Consider the following 16,571-nt stretch of genomic DNA (forward strand, 5'->3'; position numbering starts at 1 on the left):
GGGAGTTTAAGTGGCGAAAGCGGAACAGCTGGTGTTTATAGATTTTGAGTTTTCTATGCCTGAACGAAATAGAGTCCCCAAAGGTTTCTTCCCTGAAATCATCGAAGCTGGGGTAGTGGTGGTAGAGAGTGGGAAAGTATCAGATACGTTTTCCTCTTATGTGAGGCCGACTGCGTTTCCGAAATTAACGAACCGGTGTAAACGATTTTTATCCATCAGCCAGAATGAAGTGGACTCAGGAATATCGTTTCAATGTCTGATTGATTATTTTAACGGATTAAATGCCGCGGGAGTCGCGAAGGTAGTGACGTGGGGAAATATGGATATGAAGGTACTGCGTGATAACTGTGTACAGTCAGGACTTCCATTTCCTTTCCAAGCTCAATTCGTGGATCTGTCCATGGAATACAAACGCTTCTTTGGTGATCAAAATCAAACGGGCCTGTGGAAAGCGGTACAGGAATACGGGAGGGAGGGAGTTGGAAAGCATCATAAAGCATTAGATGACGCCCTCACCACCCAACATATCTACAACCTCGTAGAAAAGGACAAAAAATACCTCGATAAAGCCGAACCCACCACCATCGGTGATCGAATCGACCTCTCCAAATTCTATAACCAGCTCGCATGACAAGACGAGGGACGGACCTTCAACATGAAGGTCCGTCCCTCGTCTTGATTTAAAATGTCAGGTTATACATCAGTTCGTATTCCCTTTGGATGGATTGAAGTGTTTCAAGGCTTTTTCTTGCATGGAGAGAAGCGGCCTGTTCCAGTTCGTCCTTTAATGCCGTGTAGGAATCGATCAATGATGCATTGTAATCAGGGATCTCCCCTTCATATGGTTTGACCGTTTTCTCTGGGATGTTGGCACGCTCACCGTGGGCGAGGGCCTTTCGTTCATGAAATAAAGGTACGTCCACTTCCTTTGGGTTGTGCAAGTCTCCTTGTCTCGGATGCTTTAAGACAGCGAGGATCCGTACTACATAGACACCAGGACGCTCTCCTGTGACTTCTCCTACATACTTCCCGGTTTTATAAAAAGCTGTGACATAATCACCAATTTCAATGTTTTTCATAAAAAGCCTCCTCTATTGCATCAAACTCTATTATAATGAGTACAGATTGGCACTTTGTAATTTACTACTATAAAGGTAACATGTGGAGGTACATATATGAAGCGTTTAATGATCGTCACCCTATGTCTCCTGGGTTTAGTTCTTGCCTCTTGTGGACAAACAGAAAAGGGAGATACCACAAAAGAACAGCCAAAAGAAGACAAGAGTCAGAAGACTGCAGAAGAAACCAAAGGAGATGAAAACATGACATATCCTCAGCTTACAACAGAAGTTGCTGAAAACGAAAAATTAGTGGAAATGAAAACATCTATGGGAACGATCAAAATCAAGCTTTTCCCGGAACAGGCCCCTAAAACCGTGGAAAACTTCATCACTCATAGTAAAGATGGTTATTATGACGGATTGAAATTCCACCGTGTCATCAAAGACTTTATGATCCAGGGCGGAGACCCTAATGGGAACGGTACGGGTGGAGAGAGTATCTATGGTGAGTCATTCGAAGATGAATTTTCACCGGAATTATTCAATCTTCGCGGTGCCCTTTCTATGGCGAATGCCGGCCCTGATACGAATGGAAGTCAATTCTTCATCGTGCAGAAAAGTGACATCGATCCTCAATTGGAAGATCAAATGAAATCTGCAGGATTTCCGGCAGAAATCATCGACGCCTATATGGAAAACGGCGGGACACCTTGGCTTGACCAGAAGCACACTGTGTTCGGGCAAGTGGTGGAAGGTATGGACATTGTAGATAAAATCGCAAACGTTGAAGTTGGTGCAAACGACCTTCCGAAAGAAGATGTTGTGATTGAAAGCATCAAAGTTGTAAAATAATCGTCGAAGAGCTGTGGAACCTGTTCCACAGCTCTTTTTATTGTAGAAAATAAAAGAGTATTTCCTCGGAAATTGTCGGATAACCGTTCATTAAATCGTTAAAAAAGGGGCAAATGAGAGTTGGTTTGTTCGTTGCAGTGTTGTTATAATGGACAAAGAGTTGTTTTTTGAAAGGAGCTTACTATGCTTACTTCATTTGTATTAAACTTATTTCTCTACTTTCCTGAAGATAAGTCCGAATATATCCCCGCCGGCATCACGATGGCCATCTTCATGGTCGCTGCCCTTGTAACCTTCCGGATCATCCAGAAAATTTCAAAGCGCGAAGAATTGAAGACCAAAAGATTGGAAGAGGAAGCCCGGGTCCAGAAAAGAACAGAATAACGAATTCAGAACACGCCTTGGAGCGTGTTTTTGTTTGCTCGACTTTCTTCATACAACGGCTCTTCACTAAAATAGGAATATTTTTTACCCTGGGAGTCAACAATGGTGAAAGAGCATTCAGATATGGAGGAAAAGGCGATATGAAAAGAGTATCACTATTATATATGATCATGATCATGGTCCTTGCGAGTGGGTGTGCCATTGAGAATCCTAAAAAGGTCGAAGTTGAAATGAAAAATGAAAACGGTGATTCTTTAGGGAAAGCTACCCTGCAGGAGCAATCCGACGGGGTGGAAATAGGATTGGATCTTGAGGGGCTGCCTCAGGGTGAACATGGTATCCATATACATGAAAAAGGGGTTTGCAAGCGGCCTGATTTCGCATCGGCGGGGAATCATTTTAATCCGGATGATAAAAAGCATGGACTTCTTCACCCTGAAGGGGCTCATGGTGGGGATTTGCCCAATCTTATAGTAGGGGAAGATGGGACCGTGAAGGTGACACTTATGGCTTCAACGGTGACACTATCCAAAGGGAAAACATCCCTGTTCACAAAAGAGGGTACTTCGCTGGTAATTGACGAAAACAAGGACGATGGAATGACGCAGCCTTCAGGGGATTCTGGGAAGCGCATTGCATGCGGCGTGATAAAGAGTGATAAGAAATAAAAAATGTACCAGGTACACAAGCGTTGAAGTGTACCTGGTACATTTTTTGGTTATGAACCGAGAGCGACCTTTAATCTTTCAAGCCCATCCATAAGGGTCTCCCGTGGACAAGCGATATTCATACGAACAAATCCTTCTCCTCCAGGACCGTACTTCGTGCCTGGTTCTAAGGCGAGTTTCCCTTGATCCAGCAGGCGACTCTTTAGCTCTTCATCGGATAGGTTCAATTTTGTGCAATCAATCCATAGTAAATAGGTGCCTTCCGGATTTACAAGCTTCAACCCGGGAAGGTGTTCTTCTATGAATGCAGCTGTCACTTTTACATTTTCCTGCAAATACTCGAGGATTTCCTCCAGCCATTGCTCTCCATGGCGATAAGCGGCTTCCATACCGATAATTCCAAATGTGTTGAGGGTAAAGAACCCCTGTTTCTTATGAACGGAAGCAATTTCCTCACGAATATCTGGGTTGGAGGTAATCATCGCAGAAGCCTGTAGTCCGGCAAGGTTGAAGGTCTTGCTTGGTGCAATACAGGTAATCGTCCTATCTCTGTATGTTTCATGTAGAGATGCCAGTGGAATATGGGAATGACTTTTATAAACCAAATCGGAATGAATTTCATCGGACACAATCACCACATCGTGCTTGTGACATAGTTCAGCCATCTTCGTCAGTTCTTCCTTCTTCCACACCCGTCCGCTTGGATTGTGGGGGTTGCAGAGGAGAAAGAGTTTCACGCCGGTTTGAAGGGATTCTTCGAATGCTTGATAGTCGATGGAATAGCTTCCATCATGATAATCCAATTGAGCATTTACAATTTCCCGTCCGTTATCTTCCACCAAATTGAAAAATGGGGTATACACTGGTGATTGAACGAGCACTTTGTCCCCTGGGATGGTAAGAGCCTGGATGATGGTTGAAATGGCAGGAACGACCCCTGGGCTGTATTGTAGCCAGGACGTTTCAATTTGCCAGCCGTGGCGCTTTTGTAACCAATCTTTGATGCTCGTTGCTGTCTTATCTCCAACAAAGGTGTAACCAAAAATTCCATGCTTCAGTCTGGTTTCAAGGGCTTCCAATACGTTTTGTGGCGGAAGGAAATCCATATCTGCCACCCACATGGGAAGGACATCTTCTTTACCAAACACTGTCTTCGTAAGGTCCCACTTAACCGAGGAGGACCCTTTCCGGTCAATGATTTCTTCGAATTTACTCACCGTATGTTCCCCTTTCATTTATGTAGTTGCTCCTATTATCATATGATGTAAATAAAAAAGATGAAAATGATATGTTTATCGATTATCCTTCTAGGATTGGACGAATGAACAGAAAAGGGACTTCCCCCTACGTTTCGGAAATGAGCGTTTGGGAAAGTCCTTTTTGAAAGATAGGCTCTGTATGAGTATCATTTGAAAGGTCGTTTACTGTCGAAGAGACAAATTCATGTATATGTCCCAATACTTCCATTGGCTTTTCTTCAGGGACAAGATGTCCCGTCTCTTTTAACACAACGAGTTTTGAGTCCGGGATATCTTGCTTCAGTCTGTGTCCCGTCGATAGAGGCACCACCCTGTCATGCTCTCCCCAAATGAGAAGGCAGGGAGTTTGGATGTTCCTCAGCTCATTGACTGACAAATCTCCTTCACGATCTCGAATCATCCTCGTTAAGGCCTTGAAAATATCATCCTCAAGAAAGGGTTTCAAATACCCAAACATCATTTCATCGTCAATCATTGTAGAATCATGTACCACATTTTCAAGATTATTTCGAACGCCTGACCGTGTTAGCCACAGTTTTACATAAAGGTGGAAAAAGGGGATGTGACTCAACATTGTTACCGGCCAATTCATTTTTTTGAGATAGCCCGAACTGCAAAGAAGGACACCTTTTTCGACAAGTGTTGGTGCTTTTTTCATTACGTTCAAAGCAATCTGACCACCCATGGAGTGACCTGTTAAATGAATGTTACTTACATTGAGGTGGTCCAATAAGGCGATGACTGTATTCGCCAGGTTGTCATAGGAGTAGATAAAACGATTGTTCTTCTCGCTGTTCCCAAAGGGAGGGAGATCGATGGAAATGACATTATAATTCTCTTTCAATAGAGGGGTAAGCCGTCTAAAGCTGAAGGTTGATGAAAGAAATCCATGAAGAAGGACGAAGGTTTCTGAGGCAGTGGGATGCTGGTGATGTTCAAAATAAACATTGGCACCATTCACCTGTACCACTTTTGCGAAATCGGATGCTTGCATACTTCGTCACTCCTCTCTGTTAGTTTACATGTATTTTACCCGTATTTTTGCATTTAACACCCTGAATTGAAAGTTGTAACATATCCTGTGTAAGGAAAGGGGAAAATAACCTTCATGATGGCTCTTTTCATATACGTGACTTCTGATATAATGAAACCATTTAGTGGCGATGAGGAGGAAGAAGAATGCAACTGAGAGAAATAGAGCTTGATTTACTAAGGATTTTACAAAAGGATGCCAGGATACCTACTGAGGATCTAGGGAAAATGCTTCAAGTATCGACTGAAGATATCGAGGAGATGATCGAGAAACTCGAAAAAGGAAATGTACTTGTCAGATACAGTTCTGTAGTCGACTGGTCAAAGGTGGAAGGACATGAAGGAGTTACGGCGATGATTGATGTGAAGGTCGCTCCAAAAAGGGGTGTCGGTTTTGATGAGGTGGCCCATCGTATTTATCGTTATAAAGAAGTGAAAAGCGTTTACTTGATGTCTGGTGCGTATGATCTATCTGTGACGGTTGAAGGCCGATCCATGCATGAAGTAGCAACGTTTGTGTCAGAAAAGCTGTCTACTTTGGATTCTGTTTTATCGACAACCACCCATTTCCAATTGAAGAAGTACAAGCATGATGGAACGATCTTCGGGGATCATGGAGAAGATAGAAGAATCGTGGTGTCACCATGACAACGAAGACATCGTACATAGCTCAATCCGTGAAAAACTTGAAGCCTTCTGGAATCAGAAAATTCTTCGACCTTGCAGCCAATATGGAAGGGGTCATTTCACTCGGTGTAGGAGAGCCGGATTTCATTACATCCTGGACGGTGCGGGAAGCAGCCATTCTCTCATTAGAGCAGGGGTATACCTCCTATACAGCGAACGCAGGACTTCTGGAGCTGAGAGAAAAGATCGGCCGGTATATGAAAAATGGGTACGCCGTCGACTATGACCCGAAAACGGAAATCATCGTGACGGTCGGTGCCTCACAAGCACTCGATATCAGTATGCGTGCAATCATTGATCCGGGGGATGAAGTCATTGTAGTGGAGCCGGGATTCGTCTCGTACGTACCTCTTGTGCAATTGGCAGGGGGAGTACCTGTAACGGTGGAAACCAAGGCGGAAAATGGCTTCAAGGTCACGGCTGAAGAACTGGAAGCAGCCATTACACCGCGGACAAAGGCTGTACTGCTTTGCTCGCCTAATAATCCAACGGGGACGGTCCTTGAAAGGGAGGATTTAGAGCGTCTTGCTACGGTAATCAAAGAGCATGATCTCGTCGTCTTCTCGGATGAAATTTATTCCGAACTTGCCTATGATCATCACCATGTATCGATTGCTTCTTTAGATGGCATGAGAAACAGAACCATTCTCATCAACGGTTTCTCGAAAGGGTTTGCCATGACAGGTTGGAGACTCGGGTATATATGTGCACCTGAAGAAATCGCATCATCCCTATTGAAGATCCATCAGTACGCGATGATGTGTGCGTCCACACCTGCTCAATACGCTGCAGTCGAGGCACTGGATAAAGGAATGGACGATGTAATGGAAATGAAGAGGAGCTACCGTCATCGCCGTCACTATTTCGTCGATTCCCTGAACGAATGTGGGTTAACCTGTCATACACCGGGGGGAGCATTCTATGCATTTCCTTCCATCCAGAAAACAGGGATGTCTTCAGAGGAATTTGCAGAGAAACTTCTTATGGAAGAGAAAGTAGCGGTAGTGCCCGGCAATGTATTTGGCAAGGGCGGGGAAGGTTATATCCGCTGTTCATATGCTTCAAGCATGGAACAGCTGCAGGAAGCCGTGAAACGGATGAAGCGGTTTGTGCAGAATCACAGTTAAACGAAAATAAAGAGGCGCGGGGCATCCATTCACGATGGATGCCCCGCGCCCTTATGAAGGCAAAAAAATAGGACGATCCTAATGATCGTCCAACAAATGAAAACAAAAGGGGGAATACTTAGAAAGCTTATTTTCAGTATGACCGCTTTATTTTCTTTTTATACATCATTTCAGGAAAATTTTTTATGACTCGGTTTTTTCGTATTTCAATTCGTATAACATCTGCATCACCCGCAGAAAATCTTCTTCCGTGAATTCTTTGGCTTTACGAAGGATAAGCTTTGTCCGCTTCGTACCGATTTCTTTAATCAGCTGTTCAATCTCTGAATCTACCCCTGCTGGAGGATGCTCTTTCACTTCTCGTTCCATGAGCTCGGAAGCGGGGATATCAAGAACGGTAGAAAGTTTAAGGATCGTTTGTGTATCAGGGATCTGCAGATCAGACTCATATTTCTCAATCGTTTTCGTTCCCAATCGTGCTCGTAAAGCAAGCTCCTGTCGAGACAATTTCCGCTCTTCTCTTACCCTTTTCAGATTCTCACCAAAATGTGACATACCAAAGTCCCTCCTCATAAATTACCTTTCTTATATCTATATTTTATCACCATATGGAAAAAATTAGCCCGGAAATCCGTGAACAAAATGTTACATAAATAAGAGGTCCGTCCCTCTATTTTGAGGGACGGACCAGCAATCACGATAAGAAAACAAGTAAGATGGCGACCGGCACGATGTAGCGCAGAAGGAAGATCCAGCTGTTGAAGAGACCTTCTGAAATGGACGAACCCGATTGTAGTTCGTTCCAGACGTCTTCGCGTTTTAAACGATAGGATACAAATATTGAGATGAGCAGTGCGCCGATCGGTAAACCAAAGTTGCTCGTTATATAATCGGCAAAGTCAAAGAAGTTCTTCCCGCCGATCAGGAATTCATTGAATACACCAAATGAAAGGGCACTTGGTATGCCTGCGATGAATACAAGGATCCCGATCAGCCATGTAAAGGGCATCCGTTTCTTCTGATTTCCTTTGGAAAGGGCAGCGACCCCAATCTCAAGAATGGAAAAAGCAGAGGTCAGTGTGGCAAAGAGTAACAGGACTAGAAACACAGTTAAGAATATGCCACCGAACGCAATTTCATTGAAAACGGCAGGAAGGACGACAAAAGCAATCCCGGGACCTTCATCGGGTTGAAAGCCCAGTGCATATACAGCCGGAAAAATGACCAATCCTGCAAGTAACGAGATAAAGATATTCAGACCTGACACACTGATGGCAGACCTTGGCATACTGTCATTCTTCGACAGATAAGAGGCATATGTCACCATGACGGACAGACCCACGGTCAATGCAAAGAATGCCTGTCCGAGAGCAAGTAACACCGTCTCTCCATTCAAATAACTCCAATCAGGAAGTAACAGGAAGCGGACACCTTCCATCGCTCCTTCAAGCGTTAGGGACCTGATCACTAAAATGATAAATAGGATGAATAATGCCGGCATCATATAGCGACTTGCACGTTCGATGCCTTTTTGAATGCCGCCTTGTACGACAAGAACGGTCATGACGATGAAGGCAAACTGTGCAATCAGCACTTCCTTAGGGTTCGCTATGATACTTTCAAATAACGCCCCATATTGTTGTTGCGTCTTGCCGATCAGGGAACCGGTCACACTTCTTCCTAAATAAGAAAGAATCCATCCGCCAACCACACTGTAAAAGGATAGGATGATAAACGATACCACTGTTCCCAAGTATCCGATCCAGTGCCATTTCGAATTCGGGGCCAGTATTTTATATGAAGTGACAGCATCTGCTCCTGCGCGCCTTCCGATGACAAACTCAGCGAGAAGAATGGGGGCACCGATTAAGACAGTAAATAGAATAAAGAGCAAGAAGAAAACACCCCCGCCATTCGCACCGGCCATATAAGGGAATTTCCAGATGGCGCCGAGGCCGATGGCAGAACCTGCCGCTGCCAGAATAAATCCAATCTTAGAAGTCCATTGATCTTTCTTGGCCATAATAATATCCTCCTCTCAAAAAATAAGATTTTTCAATCGTACTATGTTTTAGATGCCCTGTACACCGGATTTTTTAATTTTCAATAAATGGGGTAAAGGATAGGAAACGAATGAAATAAGGGAAGGTATGTAAACAGTAGTTTTAGTTTTCCAATTATTATGTGTGAAAACGCTTCATTTCATTACTTTTTAACTAATTTTTAGAAAAGTAGTCAAAAAGATGTTAAATAGGCTGGAAATTTTCTCAAGATGTAGTATACTAATTGTAACAAAACGTTCACAAATTATTCTTTTTTTCGCCATAATTGAAAGCGTTTACTAAAGAATTGGAGGAATGGAAATGGATGTCTTTCTTGTATACCTATTCGTCGCAACGGCAACACCGCTATTTCTTTGGGTCGAGCATCGTAAATGGGCTGTTCTTCACATCCCATTCGTTATAGCGTTATGGTCAGTATTTATCTACTATGTAGCCGTACCTGAACTCGGTGGCTGGGGACATGTAACCCTTTGGGGGCTTTTTGTCGCAAACCTTGCTTTCGCCCATATCGCAGCCTTCATGTTATATGCCGTCCCTTTCATTCAAAGACAAAAGAAAAAAAGATCAAAGACTGTCAGGGATTTTTAAGTCCAGCCCATTTGGTATTGGGTTGGGCTTTTTTTTGGATTAAAGATAATGGAAAATATTACATAATTGAAGATGATATAGAAATCGTTAGTTCGAGGCTATATTTAAAAAAGAGAGATTTGCCTGAAAATCCTGATGAATGCTGTATTAACACTGTTTTAATAATGTGGATATTGGGGAAGCATAACTAGTGAGAATGCAATTATAGACCACGATAGGATGTTCATAGCAGGTAAAGAATATATCTTTGCCGAAATTGTGATTCTATGATATAATCTACAATTGCGTGTAAAGACGAAAAATAATATATATACTAGGAGTGTTACCATGACTACAAAATTCGAAACAGGCTCTGTTGTAACAGGTAAAGTTACAGGCATTCAACCATACGGTGCATTCGTTGCACTTGACGAAGAAACACAAGGATTAGTTCACATCTCTGAAATCACTCACGGATTCGTTAAAGATGTTAGTGAGCACCTTTCAGTAGGCGACGAAGTAAAGGTTAAAGTATTATCAGTGGACGAAGCAGCTGGTAAAATCAGCCTTTCTATCCGTGCTACAGAGGAAGCTCCAGCAGCACCTCAAGCAAAACCTGCAGCAGCGAAAAAGCCTCGCCGTCAAGGTCAAGGAAGTGTGAAACAAGCGAACGAAGAAACAACTCCAGCAGGTTTCAACACACTTAAAGACAAGCTTGAAGAGTGGATCGAACAATCAGAACGTGAAGATCTAATCAAAAAATAATAACCCAATCAAAAACTGCCCATCCAATGGGCAGTTTTTTTTATTACATGCTCCTTACATTCCAATGGATTCCTTATATAATAGAGGATTTTACCAATATAGTATCGAATAAGTTCTATAGAAAGAGGAATGGGGAGGTGGCAAGAATTGAAAGAGAAGATAAGTGAACTAATAGAGGGTAATGAATGTACTCATGTGCTTTATGCCTATCAGGATAGGGAGAAGTATCTGGAAAATACTATAACCTACATTCTGGAAGGGATTGAATCGGGAGAACACGTCATTTTAATAGAGAACGAGAGAAACATGAATGTATTACGTAAAGAGCTAAGCAGTCGATTAACGGGAGATCAATTAGAAAAGGTCCACTCTGTCAGCAACTTCGACTTTTATCAATCCAGTGGAAGTTATCATCCCCCAGCTATCTATGAGCAACTGATGAAGACAATCACACCCTTTATCGAAAAAGGGATTGCATTTAGATCATGGACAAATGTGGAATGGGGGGCGTTGGAAGACCCATGCTCAATCGTTGATTGGTTCGAGAACGAAACCGACCGGGTGGTCCATGAGCTCAAACTGACTGTCGTCTGTGCTTACGACTCAGAGAAAATGCCAGAGCGACTGGCAGAATCCTTAAAGAAAAATCACGGCCATCTGATGTCCGACTATGATATTTTATCTTCGGTCGTATACAGTCAGTGAAAGAAAGATGATCCTTAAATAGGGTCATCTTTTTTTATGAAAAAATATTGTCCATTCATGGAGCATTTTGCGATTAATTAACTAAAAATAAAGAATATTTATACAATAAACTTGTCCGTACCTCCCTGATGTCCTATAATGGAAATGAAAGCGCTTAACTAATAAGAGATACATAAAAACAGGAGGGACTTAGATGCTTTATAATAATCCGAACACGGAAGGGTCATTGGTACACTTCAAAGACAAATATGAAAACTTTATCGGTGGGGAATATGTACCGCCGGCAAGCGGGGAATATTTTGAAAATGTATCACCTGTAACGGGGAAGGTGTTCACAAAAATCGCCCGTTCAAACAAAGAAGATGTTGAAAAGGCATTGGATGCAGCGCATGCTGCCAAGGACGCATGGGGAAAAACTTCTGTAGCTGAAAGGTCAAATATTTTAAATAAAATTGCCGACCGTATAGAAGAAAATCTGGAAATGCTTGCTGTAGCTGAAACATGGGATAATGGAAAGCCTGTCCGTGAAACCATGGCGGCAGATTTACCGTTAGCGGTTGACCATTTCCGTTACTTCGCAGGATGCATCAGAGGCCAGGAAGGATCCTTAGGAGAAATTGATAATGATACGGTTTCTTATCACTTCCATGAGCCGATAGGAGTTGTTGCACAGATCATCCCTTGGAACTTCCCGATTCTGATGGGGGTATGGAAGATTGCCCCGGCCCTTGCTGCAGGAAACTGCGTGGTATTGAAGCCGGCAGAGCAGACACCAGCTTCCATCATGGTTCTTGTTGAATTGATAGAAGACCTGCTGCCTAAAGGTGTATTGAATGTTGTACAAGGGTTTGGCGTGGAAGCAGGTAAACCTCTTGCTCAAAGTAAGCGTGTCGGTAAAGTAGCCTTCACGGGTGAAACGACAACAGGGCGTCTGATCATGCAATATGCTTCTCAGAACATCATCCCTGTCACATTGGAGCTTGGTGGTAAATCACCTAATATCTTCTTTGAAGACGTCATGGATCATGATGATGACTTCCTTGATAAGGCAGTGGAAGGTTTCGTCATGTTTGCGCTGAATCAAGGAGAAGTGTGTACATGTCCTTCAAGAGCACTGATTCAGGAATCGATCTACGATAAGTTCATGGAGCGCGCAATCGAACGTGTGAAGCAAATTAAACAGGGGAATCCGTTGGATACAGATACAATGCTCGGTGCCCAGGCTTCTCAAGAACAATTGGATAAGATTCTCTCTTATATCGAAATCGGAAAAGAAGAAGGTGCAGAATTACTTATCGGCGGTGAGCAAAATACCCTGGATGGGGATCATGAAACAGGTTTCTATGTGAAGCCGACGGTATTCAAAGGAAACAACAAAATGCGGATTTTCCAGGAAGAAATCTTTGGTCCGGTTGTTTCTGTTACAACATTCAAAACGAAAGAGGAAGCACTTGAAATCGCCAATGATACTCTTTATGGACTCGGAGCAGGAGTATGGACACGGGATATGAACACGGCTTACCGTTTCGGTAGAGAGGTTCAGGCAGGACGGGTATGGACCAACTGCTATCACCAATACCCGGCACATGCTGCATTCGGTGGCTACAAAATGTCCGGAATCGGTCGTGAAAATCATAAAATGATGCTATCACACTATCAACAAACGAAGAATTTACTAGTCAGCTATAGTCCTAAAGCGTTAGGATTCTTCTAAAATGGAACAGAGACTAGAGGCGACGGAGCAGGCGCTCCAGCTGATTGAAACGTTAAAGGGTAAGCACGGCGCCCTTTTGTTTCACCAGTCTGGAGGATGTTGTGATGGCAGTTCTCCCATGTGCTTAAGTCAAGATGACCTGATCATCGGAGACAGTGATGTATTGGTAGGTACTGTAGCCGACTGTCCTTTCTATATGAATGAGCAGCAATATGAGTATTGGAAGCACTTTAGGATTATATTGGATGTAAGGGAAGGTAGAGGAGGAGTATTTTCCCTGGAATCCACGGAAGGCGTACGCTTTATAACGGATTCTAAATTAATTAAAGCATGACACAAGATTTCTGAAATTCAATTAAGAGGCAGCCTATTGTATAGGTTGTCTCTATTTTTATGCCTGGATACGTTATTTTAAGTAATTATTAATTTAAAATTATTATAATTTGTAATTGACTTTTGTGATCAGATAGATAAAATATAACTATAATTACTTAATAATAATTATAAACTAGAGGAGTGGAAGAAATGGATAGAAGAAAGCTAACAACGAACCAGGGAGCCCCGATCGGAGATAATCAGAATTCTATTACAGCAGGAGAAAGAGGTCCTACGCTGCTGGAAGATTATCAGCTAATTGAGAAACTGGCGCACTTTGATAGAGAAAGGGTTCCTGAGAGAGTAGTTCATGCAAGGGGAGCAGGAGCACATGGAATCTTCATTACTAAAAACAGTATGAAAAAATATACAAAAGCAGCTATTTTTCAGGATGCCGGTAAAGAAACCCCTGTATTCGCCCGTTTCTCTACGGTGGTCCATGGTCAACATTCCCCGGAAACCCTTCGCGATCCCCGTGGGTTTGCGGTCAAATTTTATACAGAAGAGGGAAACTGGGATTTCGTAGGGAATAACCTTCCTGTTTTCTTCATTCGGGATGCCATGAAATTTCCTGACATGGTCCATTCTTTAAAGCCAAATCCTCAAACGAATATTCAGGAACCTGAAAGATACTGGGATTTCATGTCCTTGACACCGGAATCAACAAATATGCTGCTTCATCTCTATACAGATGAGGGGATACCGGCTAATTACAGACAAATGCGCGGTTCGAGTGTACATGCTTATAAGTGGGTAAACGAAGCAGGGAATACCGTATATGTAAAATTAGGGTGGAAACCTAAGCAAGGCATCGAAAATCTATCATCTGAAAAAGCAGAAGAAATTCAAGGGAAGGACTTTAATCATGCGAGTCGCGATTTATATGAGTCAATTGAGAAAGGGAATTTCCCTGAATGGGATCTATATGTTCAAGTACTGGATCCGATGGAGATGGATGAATTCGATTTCGATCCTCTGGATGCAACCAAGGATTGGCCAGAAGACGACATCCCCTCACAATTTGTAGGAACTATGATATTAAATAAAAATCCTGAAAACATCTTTGCTGAAACAGAGTCAGTCGGCTTTAATCCCGGGGTGTTAGTGAACGGGATGCTTCCATCTGAAGATAAATTACTTCAAGGAAGGCTATTCTCATATTCTGATACACAACGTTACCGGATCGGCGCAAATTACATGCAGCTTCCGATCAATTGCCCCTTCGCCCAAGTGGCCAATAACCAAAGGGATGGTCATATGCCTTTCAAACAGCAAACCGGATCAGTGAACTATGAGCCGAACAGCTTTGCCGATACGCCGAAAGAGGTTGAGGGTTATACAGAAGTTCACCAGCCGATGACGGGTGAACGAGGAAGGCAGAAGATACGGAAAACAGATGACTTCGGCCAGGCGGGAATCATTTATAGAAGTTACCCGGCTGAAGTGAAAGAGCAGGTTTTGAAAAATATTTCTGCGGAGCTATCCATCATTGACGAAAGAATAGCCCTCCGCGCCGTATGTAATTTTTTCCGTGCGGATGTTGAGCTCGGTAAGAAGCTGGCTAAGCGAATCGGTGTGGATTTAACTCCATATTTACAACATATGTCATAAAACGGAAGAGTACCAGACTCGCTCATGATGGGGTCTGGTACATTGTTTTGGTTAAAGAAGATAGGGGGGGATGGTGGGTGTGATCAGATATCGACCATTCTACCTAAATCGACAAAATCCCCCAGGCAACTCCGTCCTAAACACACCTCTCCGCGAAAAAAACCACTTCCCGAAAAAGAAAGTGGCATCAAACCAATTAAAATGAATTCCGCTCAATCCCGTACTTCCGTATCCTATACTGCAGATTCTGCCTGCTCATCCCCAATGATTTGGCGGTTTTGGTGATATTAAATTCATGGTACTTCAATGCTTTCTGTATATAATAGGTTTCCGCTTCCTCCATGAATATCTCCAATGGCTTGATTTCGGTCCCCGATTGGTAGAGGAACTCGGATTCATCCTGACTTTCTTCACCGCCGGCTGTATGATGAATCCTCTGCCTGAATCCAAATGGAAGGTGGCTGAAGCCGATTTTCTCTTCGAACCTCACCAAATTAAATGCACCTTCTATAACATGTTTAAGTTCCCGGACGTTTCCCGGCCAGTCATATTGTTGGAAGATGCCATGGACCTCATCGGATATCCCTTTGATGTTCATCGCAAAATGATGGTTGAACTGATCGATGAAATAGTCCACAAGCTCCGGCAGATCGCCTTTTCTCGAACGGAGAGAAGGGATGAAAACAGACACGATGCTAAGACGATAGTAAAGATCCTTCAAAAGACGGCCCTCTGCAATGGCGTCGATGGGATCTTCGTTCACGGTCGCCATCACCCGGACGTCAAATGGAAGGTCACTCCCTTCGGAGAAGAAGTTTAAGAGCTTCTCTTGAAGGGAAGGGGATAATGAGTTGATTTCGTCGAGCAACAGCGTTCCTCCCTGAGCCTGGTGGAAGAGGGAGGGGCGGCGGTCTTCTGGATTGCTTTGTTCTTTTAGATCCTGAAATAACGCTTCTTCGAGCATGTCGTCACTTAAGGAAGAACAATTCAGGGTGACGAAAGGACGATTGGCACGGGCGCTGTCGTTGTGAATGCTCTGGGCAAAGAGTTCTTTCCCGGTCCCGATTTCACCGCAAATCAATACTGGGGAAGAGGTCCTCGTCGCCTGCCTGCCGGTTTCTACGGCATCCATTAGTCGGGGGTGATGCCCGATGATGCTGTCAAAAGTGAAAAAGCTGCTTGGCTTTTTATGTACCTGGTCCCTCATCACCTTTTCAAGTTTGGTGATATCCCTTGCAATTTCAATGGCCCCAATCAGTACATCACCGTGAAAAATCGGAAAAGTATCATTCATCGTCGTGATTTCAATCCCGTTCATATTGAAATACGTTTGCTTCACATTGAGGGTGGGCTCATTTGTGTTCAAGACTTTCAACAGGGTGCTTTCTTCCTCTGAGTGAAACTGGAAGACATCCAGCAGATTTTTATCCAGGACGTCTTCGATTTCCATCCCTTCAATTTCCCGCATCTTGCGATTGTAGATGATGGTCCTTCCCGTCGAGTCGATGACATGGACGCCTGATTCAAGATGTTCGGCAACCTTTTCGTACATATACAACCGTTTTTCAAATTCCAGCATACGGTCTCTCTCCTCTTCAATATCGATTGGAATGTCTGGAGCGTTCCATTTCGTGCAAATTTATCGTCAATTCAAAGGTCAATTCAGGTTATTTTTAGAAAAAGAATGGGATAATAGAAAAT

The 16,571-nt window shown here is 43.2% G+C and carries 18 protein-coding genes; 12 read left to right on the forward strand and 6 right to left on the reverse strand.

All coding sequences use genetic code 11. The features are described 5' to 3' along the window. Positions 1–10: 10 nt before the first annotated feature. Entirely contained in the window at positions 11–631 is a 621-nt protein-coding gene (gene kapD / locus KYJ26_RS04630; protein ID WP_219166234.1) for a 3'-5' exonuclease KapD, read from the forward strand. A 49-nt stretch (positions 632–680) separates the two neighbouring features. Here kapD and kapB read toward each other — a convergent pair whose 3' ends face one another. Next, positions 681–1,079 (reverse strand): kinase-associated lipoprotein KapB, encoded by a 399-nt coding sequence (gene kapB, locus KYJ26_RS04635; RefSeq protein WP_219166235.1) that lies wholly within the window; start codon positions 1,077–1,079, stop codon positions 681–683. Between the two features lie 243 nt (positions 1,080–1,322). Here kapB and KYJ26_RS04640 point away from each other — a divergent pair, with 243 nt between their 5' ends. The 3 genes from KYJ26_RS04640 to KYJ26_RS04650 all read left to right on the forward strand — a co-directional run bounded on the left by KYJ26_RS04640 (position 1,323) and on the right by KYJ26_RS04650 (position 2,965). Further along, on the forward strand, positions 1,323–1,913 hold the full coding sequence (locus tag KYJ26_RS04640) for a peptidylprolyl isomerase (protein WP_257474899.1): 591 nt from the start codon (positions 1,323–1,325) through the stop codon (positions 1,911–1,913). 183 nt (positions 1,914–2,096) lie between these two features. Beyond that, the gene (locus KYJ26_RS04645; RefSeq protein ID WP_219166237.1) at positions 2,097–2,297 is read left to right on the forward strand and encodes a hypothetical protein; all 201 of its coding nucleotides are present in this window, start codon (positions 2,097–2,099) and stop codon (positions 2,295–2,297) included. A gap of 140 nt (positions 2,298–2,437) precedes the next feature. Beyond that, the gene (locus KYJ26_RS04650; protein WP_219166238.1) at positions 2,438–2,965 is read left to right on the forward strand and encodes a superoxide dismutase family protein; all 528 of its coding nucleotides are present in this window, start codon (positions 2,438–2,440) and stop codon (positions 2,963–2,965) included. 50 nt (positions 2,966–3,015) lie between these two features. On the opposite strand, the gene KYJ26_RS04655 is transcribed toward KYJ26_RS04650, so the two are convergent. Next, positions 3,016–4,182: a MalY/PatB family protein gene (locus KYJ26_RS04655; protein ID WP_308807542.1), complete on the reverse strand. Its 1,167-nt coding sequence runs from the start codon at positions 4,180–4,182 to the stop codon at positions 3,016–3,018. Between the two features lie 127 nt (positions 4,183–4,309). Continuing rightward, positions 4,310–5,218 carry an alpha/beta fold hydrolase gene (locus KYJ26_RS04660; RefSeq protein ID WP_219166240.1) on the reverse strand — a complete coding sequence of 303 codons (909 nt, stop codon included), beginning with the start codon at positions 5,216–5,218 and terminating at the stop codon, positions 4,310–4,312. 185 nt (positions 5,219–5,403) lie between these two features. On the opposite strand from KYJ26_RS04660, the gene KYJ26_RS04665 reads away from it, so the two are divergent. Both KYJ26_RS04665 and KYJ26_RS04670 read left to right on the forward strand, forming a co-directional pair. Next, on the forward strand, positions 5,404–5,904 hold the full coding sequence (locus tag KYJ26_RS04665) for an Lrp/AsnC family transcriptional regulator (protein WP_219166241.1): 501 nt from the start codon (positions 5,404–5,406) through the stop codon (positions 5,902–5,904). Beyond that, positions 5,901–7,070 (forward strand): aminotransferase, encoded by a 1,170-nt coding sequence (locus KYJ26_RS04670; RefSeq protein WP_219166242.1) that lies wholly within the window; start codon positions 5,901–5,903, stop codon positions 7,068–7,070. Before KYJ26_RS04665 ends, KYJ26_RS04670 begins: the two co-directional genes overlap by 4 nt. Before the next feature lie 183 nt (positions 7,071–7,253). On the opposite strand, the gene KYJ26_RS04675 is transcribed toward KYJ26_RS04670, so the two are convergent. Further along, entirely contained in the window at positions 7,254–7,625 is a 372-nt protein-coding gene (locus KYJ26_RS04675) for a helix-turn-helix domain-containing protein (protein WP_219166243.1), read from the reverse strand. Positions 7,626–7,764: 139 nt separating this feature from the next. Then, a complete protein-coding gene (locus KYJ26_RS04680) occupies positions 7,765–9,093 on the reverse strand; it encodes a sodium-dependent transporter (RefSeq protein WP_219166244.1) in 1,329 nt (442 codons plus the stop codon). Positions 9,094–9,433: 340 nt separating this feature from the next. On the opposite strand from KYJ26_RS04680, the gene KYJ26_RS04685 reads away from it, so the two are divergent. The 6 genes from KYJ26_RS04685 (at position 9,434) to KYJ26_RS04710 (ending at position 14,870) form a co-directional block, all read left to right on the forward strand. After that, entirely contained in the window at positions 9,434–9,721 is a 288-nt protein-coding gene (locus KYJ26_RS04685) for a spore morphogenesis/germination protein YwcE (protein WP_219166245.1), read from the forward strand. 327 nt (positions 9,722–10,048) lie between these two features. Beyond that, complete coding sequence (gene yugI / locus KYJ26_RS04690) at positions 10,049–10,465, forward strand: S1 domain-containing post-transcriptional regulator GSP13 (RefSeq protein WP_206856724.1); 417 nt, start codon at positions 10,049–10,051, stop codon at positions 10,463–10,465. Between the two features lie 147 nt (positions 10,466–10,612). Continuing rightward, on the forward strand, positions 10,613–11,170 hold the full coding sequence (locus tag KYJ26_RS04695) for an MEDS domain-containing protein (RefSeq protein WP_219166246.1): 558 nt from the start codon (positions 10,613–10,615) through the stop codon (positions 11,168–11,170). Positions 11,171–11,363: 193 nt separating this feature from the next. Then, entirely contained in the window at positions 11,364–12,884 is a 1,521-nt protein-coding gene (adh, locus tag KYJ26_RS04700; RefSeq protein ID WP_219166247.1) for an aldehyde dehydrogenase, read from the forward strand. A gap of 1 nt (position 12,885) precedes the next feature. Then, positions 12,886–13,218 (forward strand): DUF779 domain-containing protein, encoded by a 333-nt coding sequence (locus tag KYJ26_RS04705; RefSeq protein ID WP_219166248.1) that lies wholly within the window; start codon positions 12,886–12,888, stop codon positions 13,216–13,218. 191 nt (positions 13,219–13,409) lie between these two features. Next, positions 13,410–14,870 carry a catalase gene (locus tag KYJ26_RS04710; protein WP_219166249.1) on the forward strand — a complete coding sequence of 487 codons (1,461 nt, stop codon included), beginning with the start codon at positions 13,410–13,412 and terminating at the stop codon, positions 14,868–14,870. A gap of 196 nt (positions 14,871–15,066) precedes the next feature. Here the strand turns inward: KYJ26_RS04710 and KYJ26_RS04715 are convergent, their stop codons facing one another. Then, positions 15,067–16,449, reverse strand: coding sequence for a sigma-54 interaction domain-containing protein (locus KYJ26_RS04715; protein ID WP_219166250.1), 1,383 nt, complete (start codon positions 16,447–16,449; stop codon positions 15,067–15,069). Positions 16,450–16,571 lie beyond the last annotated feature (122 nt).

It is taken from the genome of Rossellomorea orangium (genome assembly GCF_019334305.1).
GTDB lineage: Bacteria > Bacillota > Bacilli > Bacillales > Bacillaceae_B > Rossellomorea.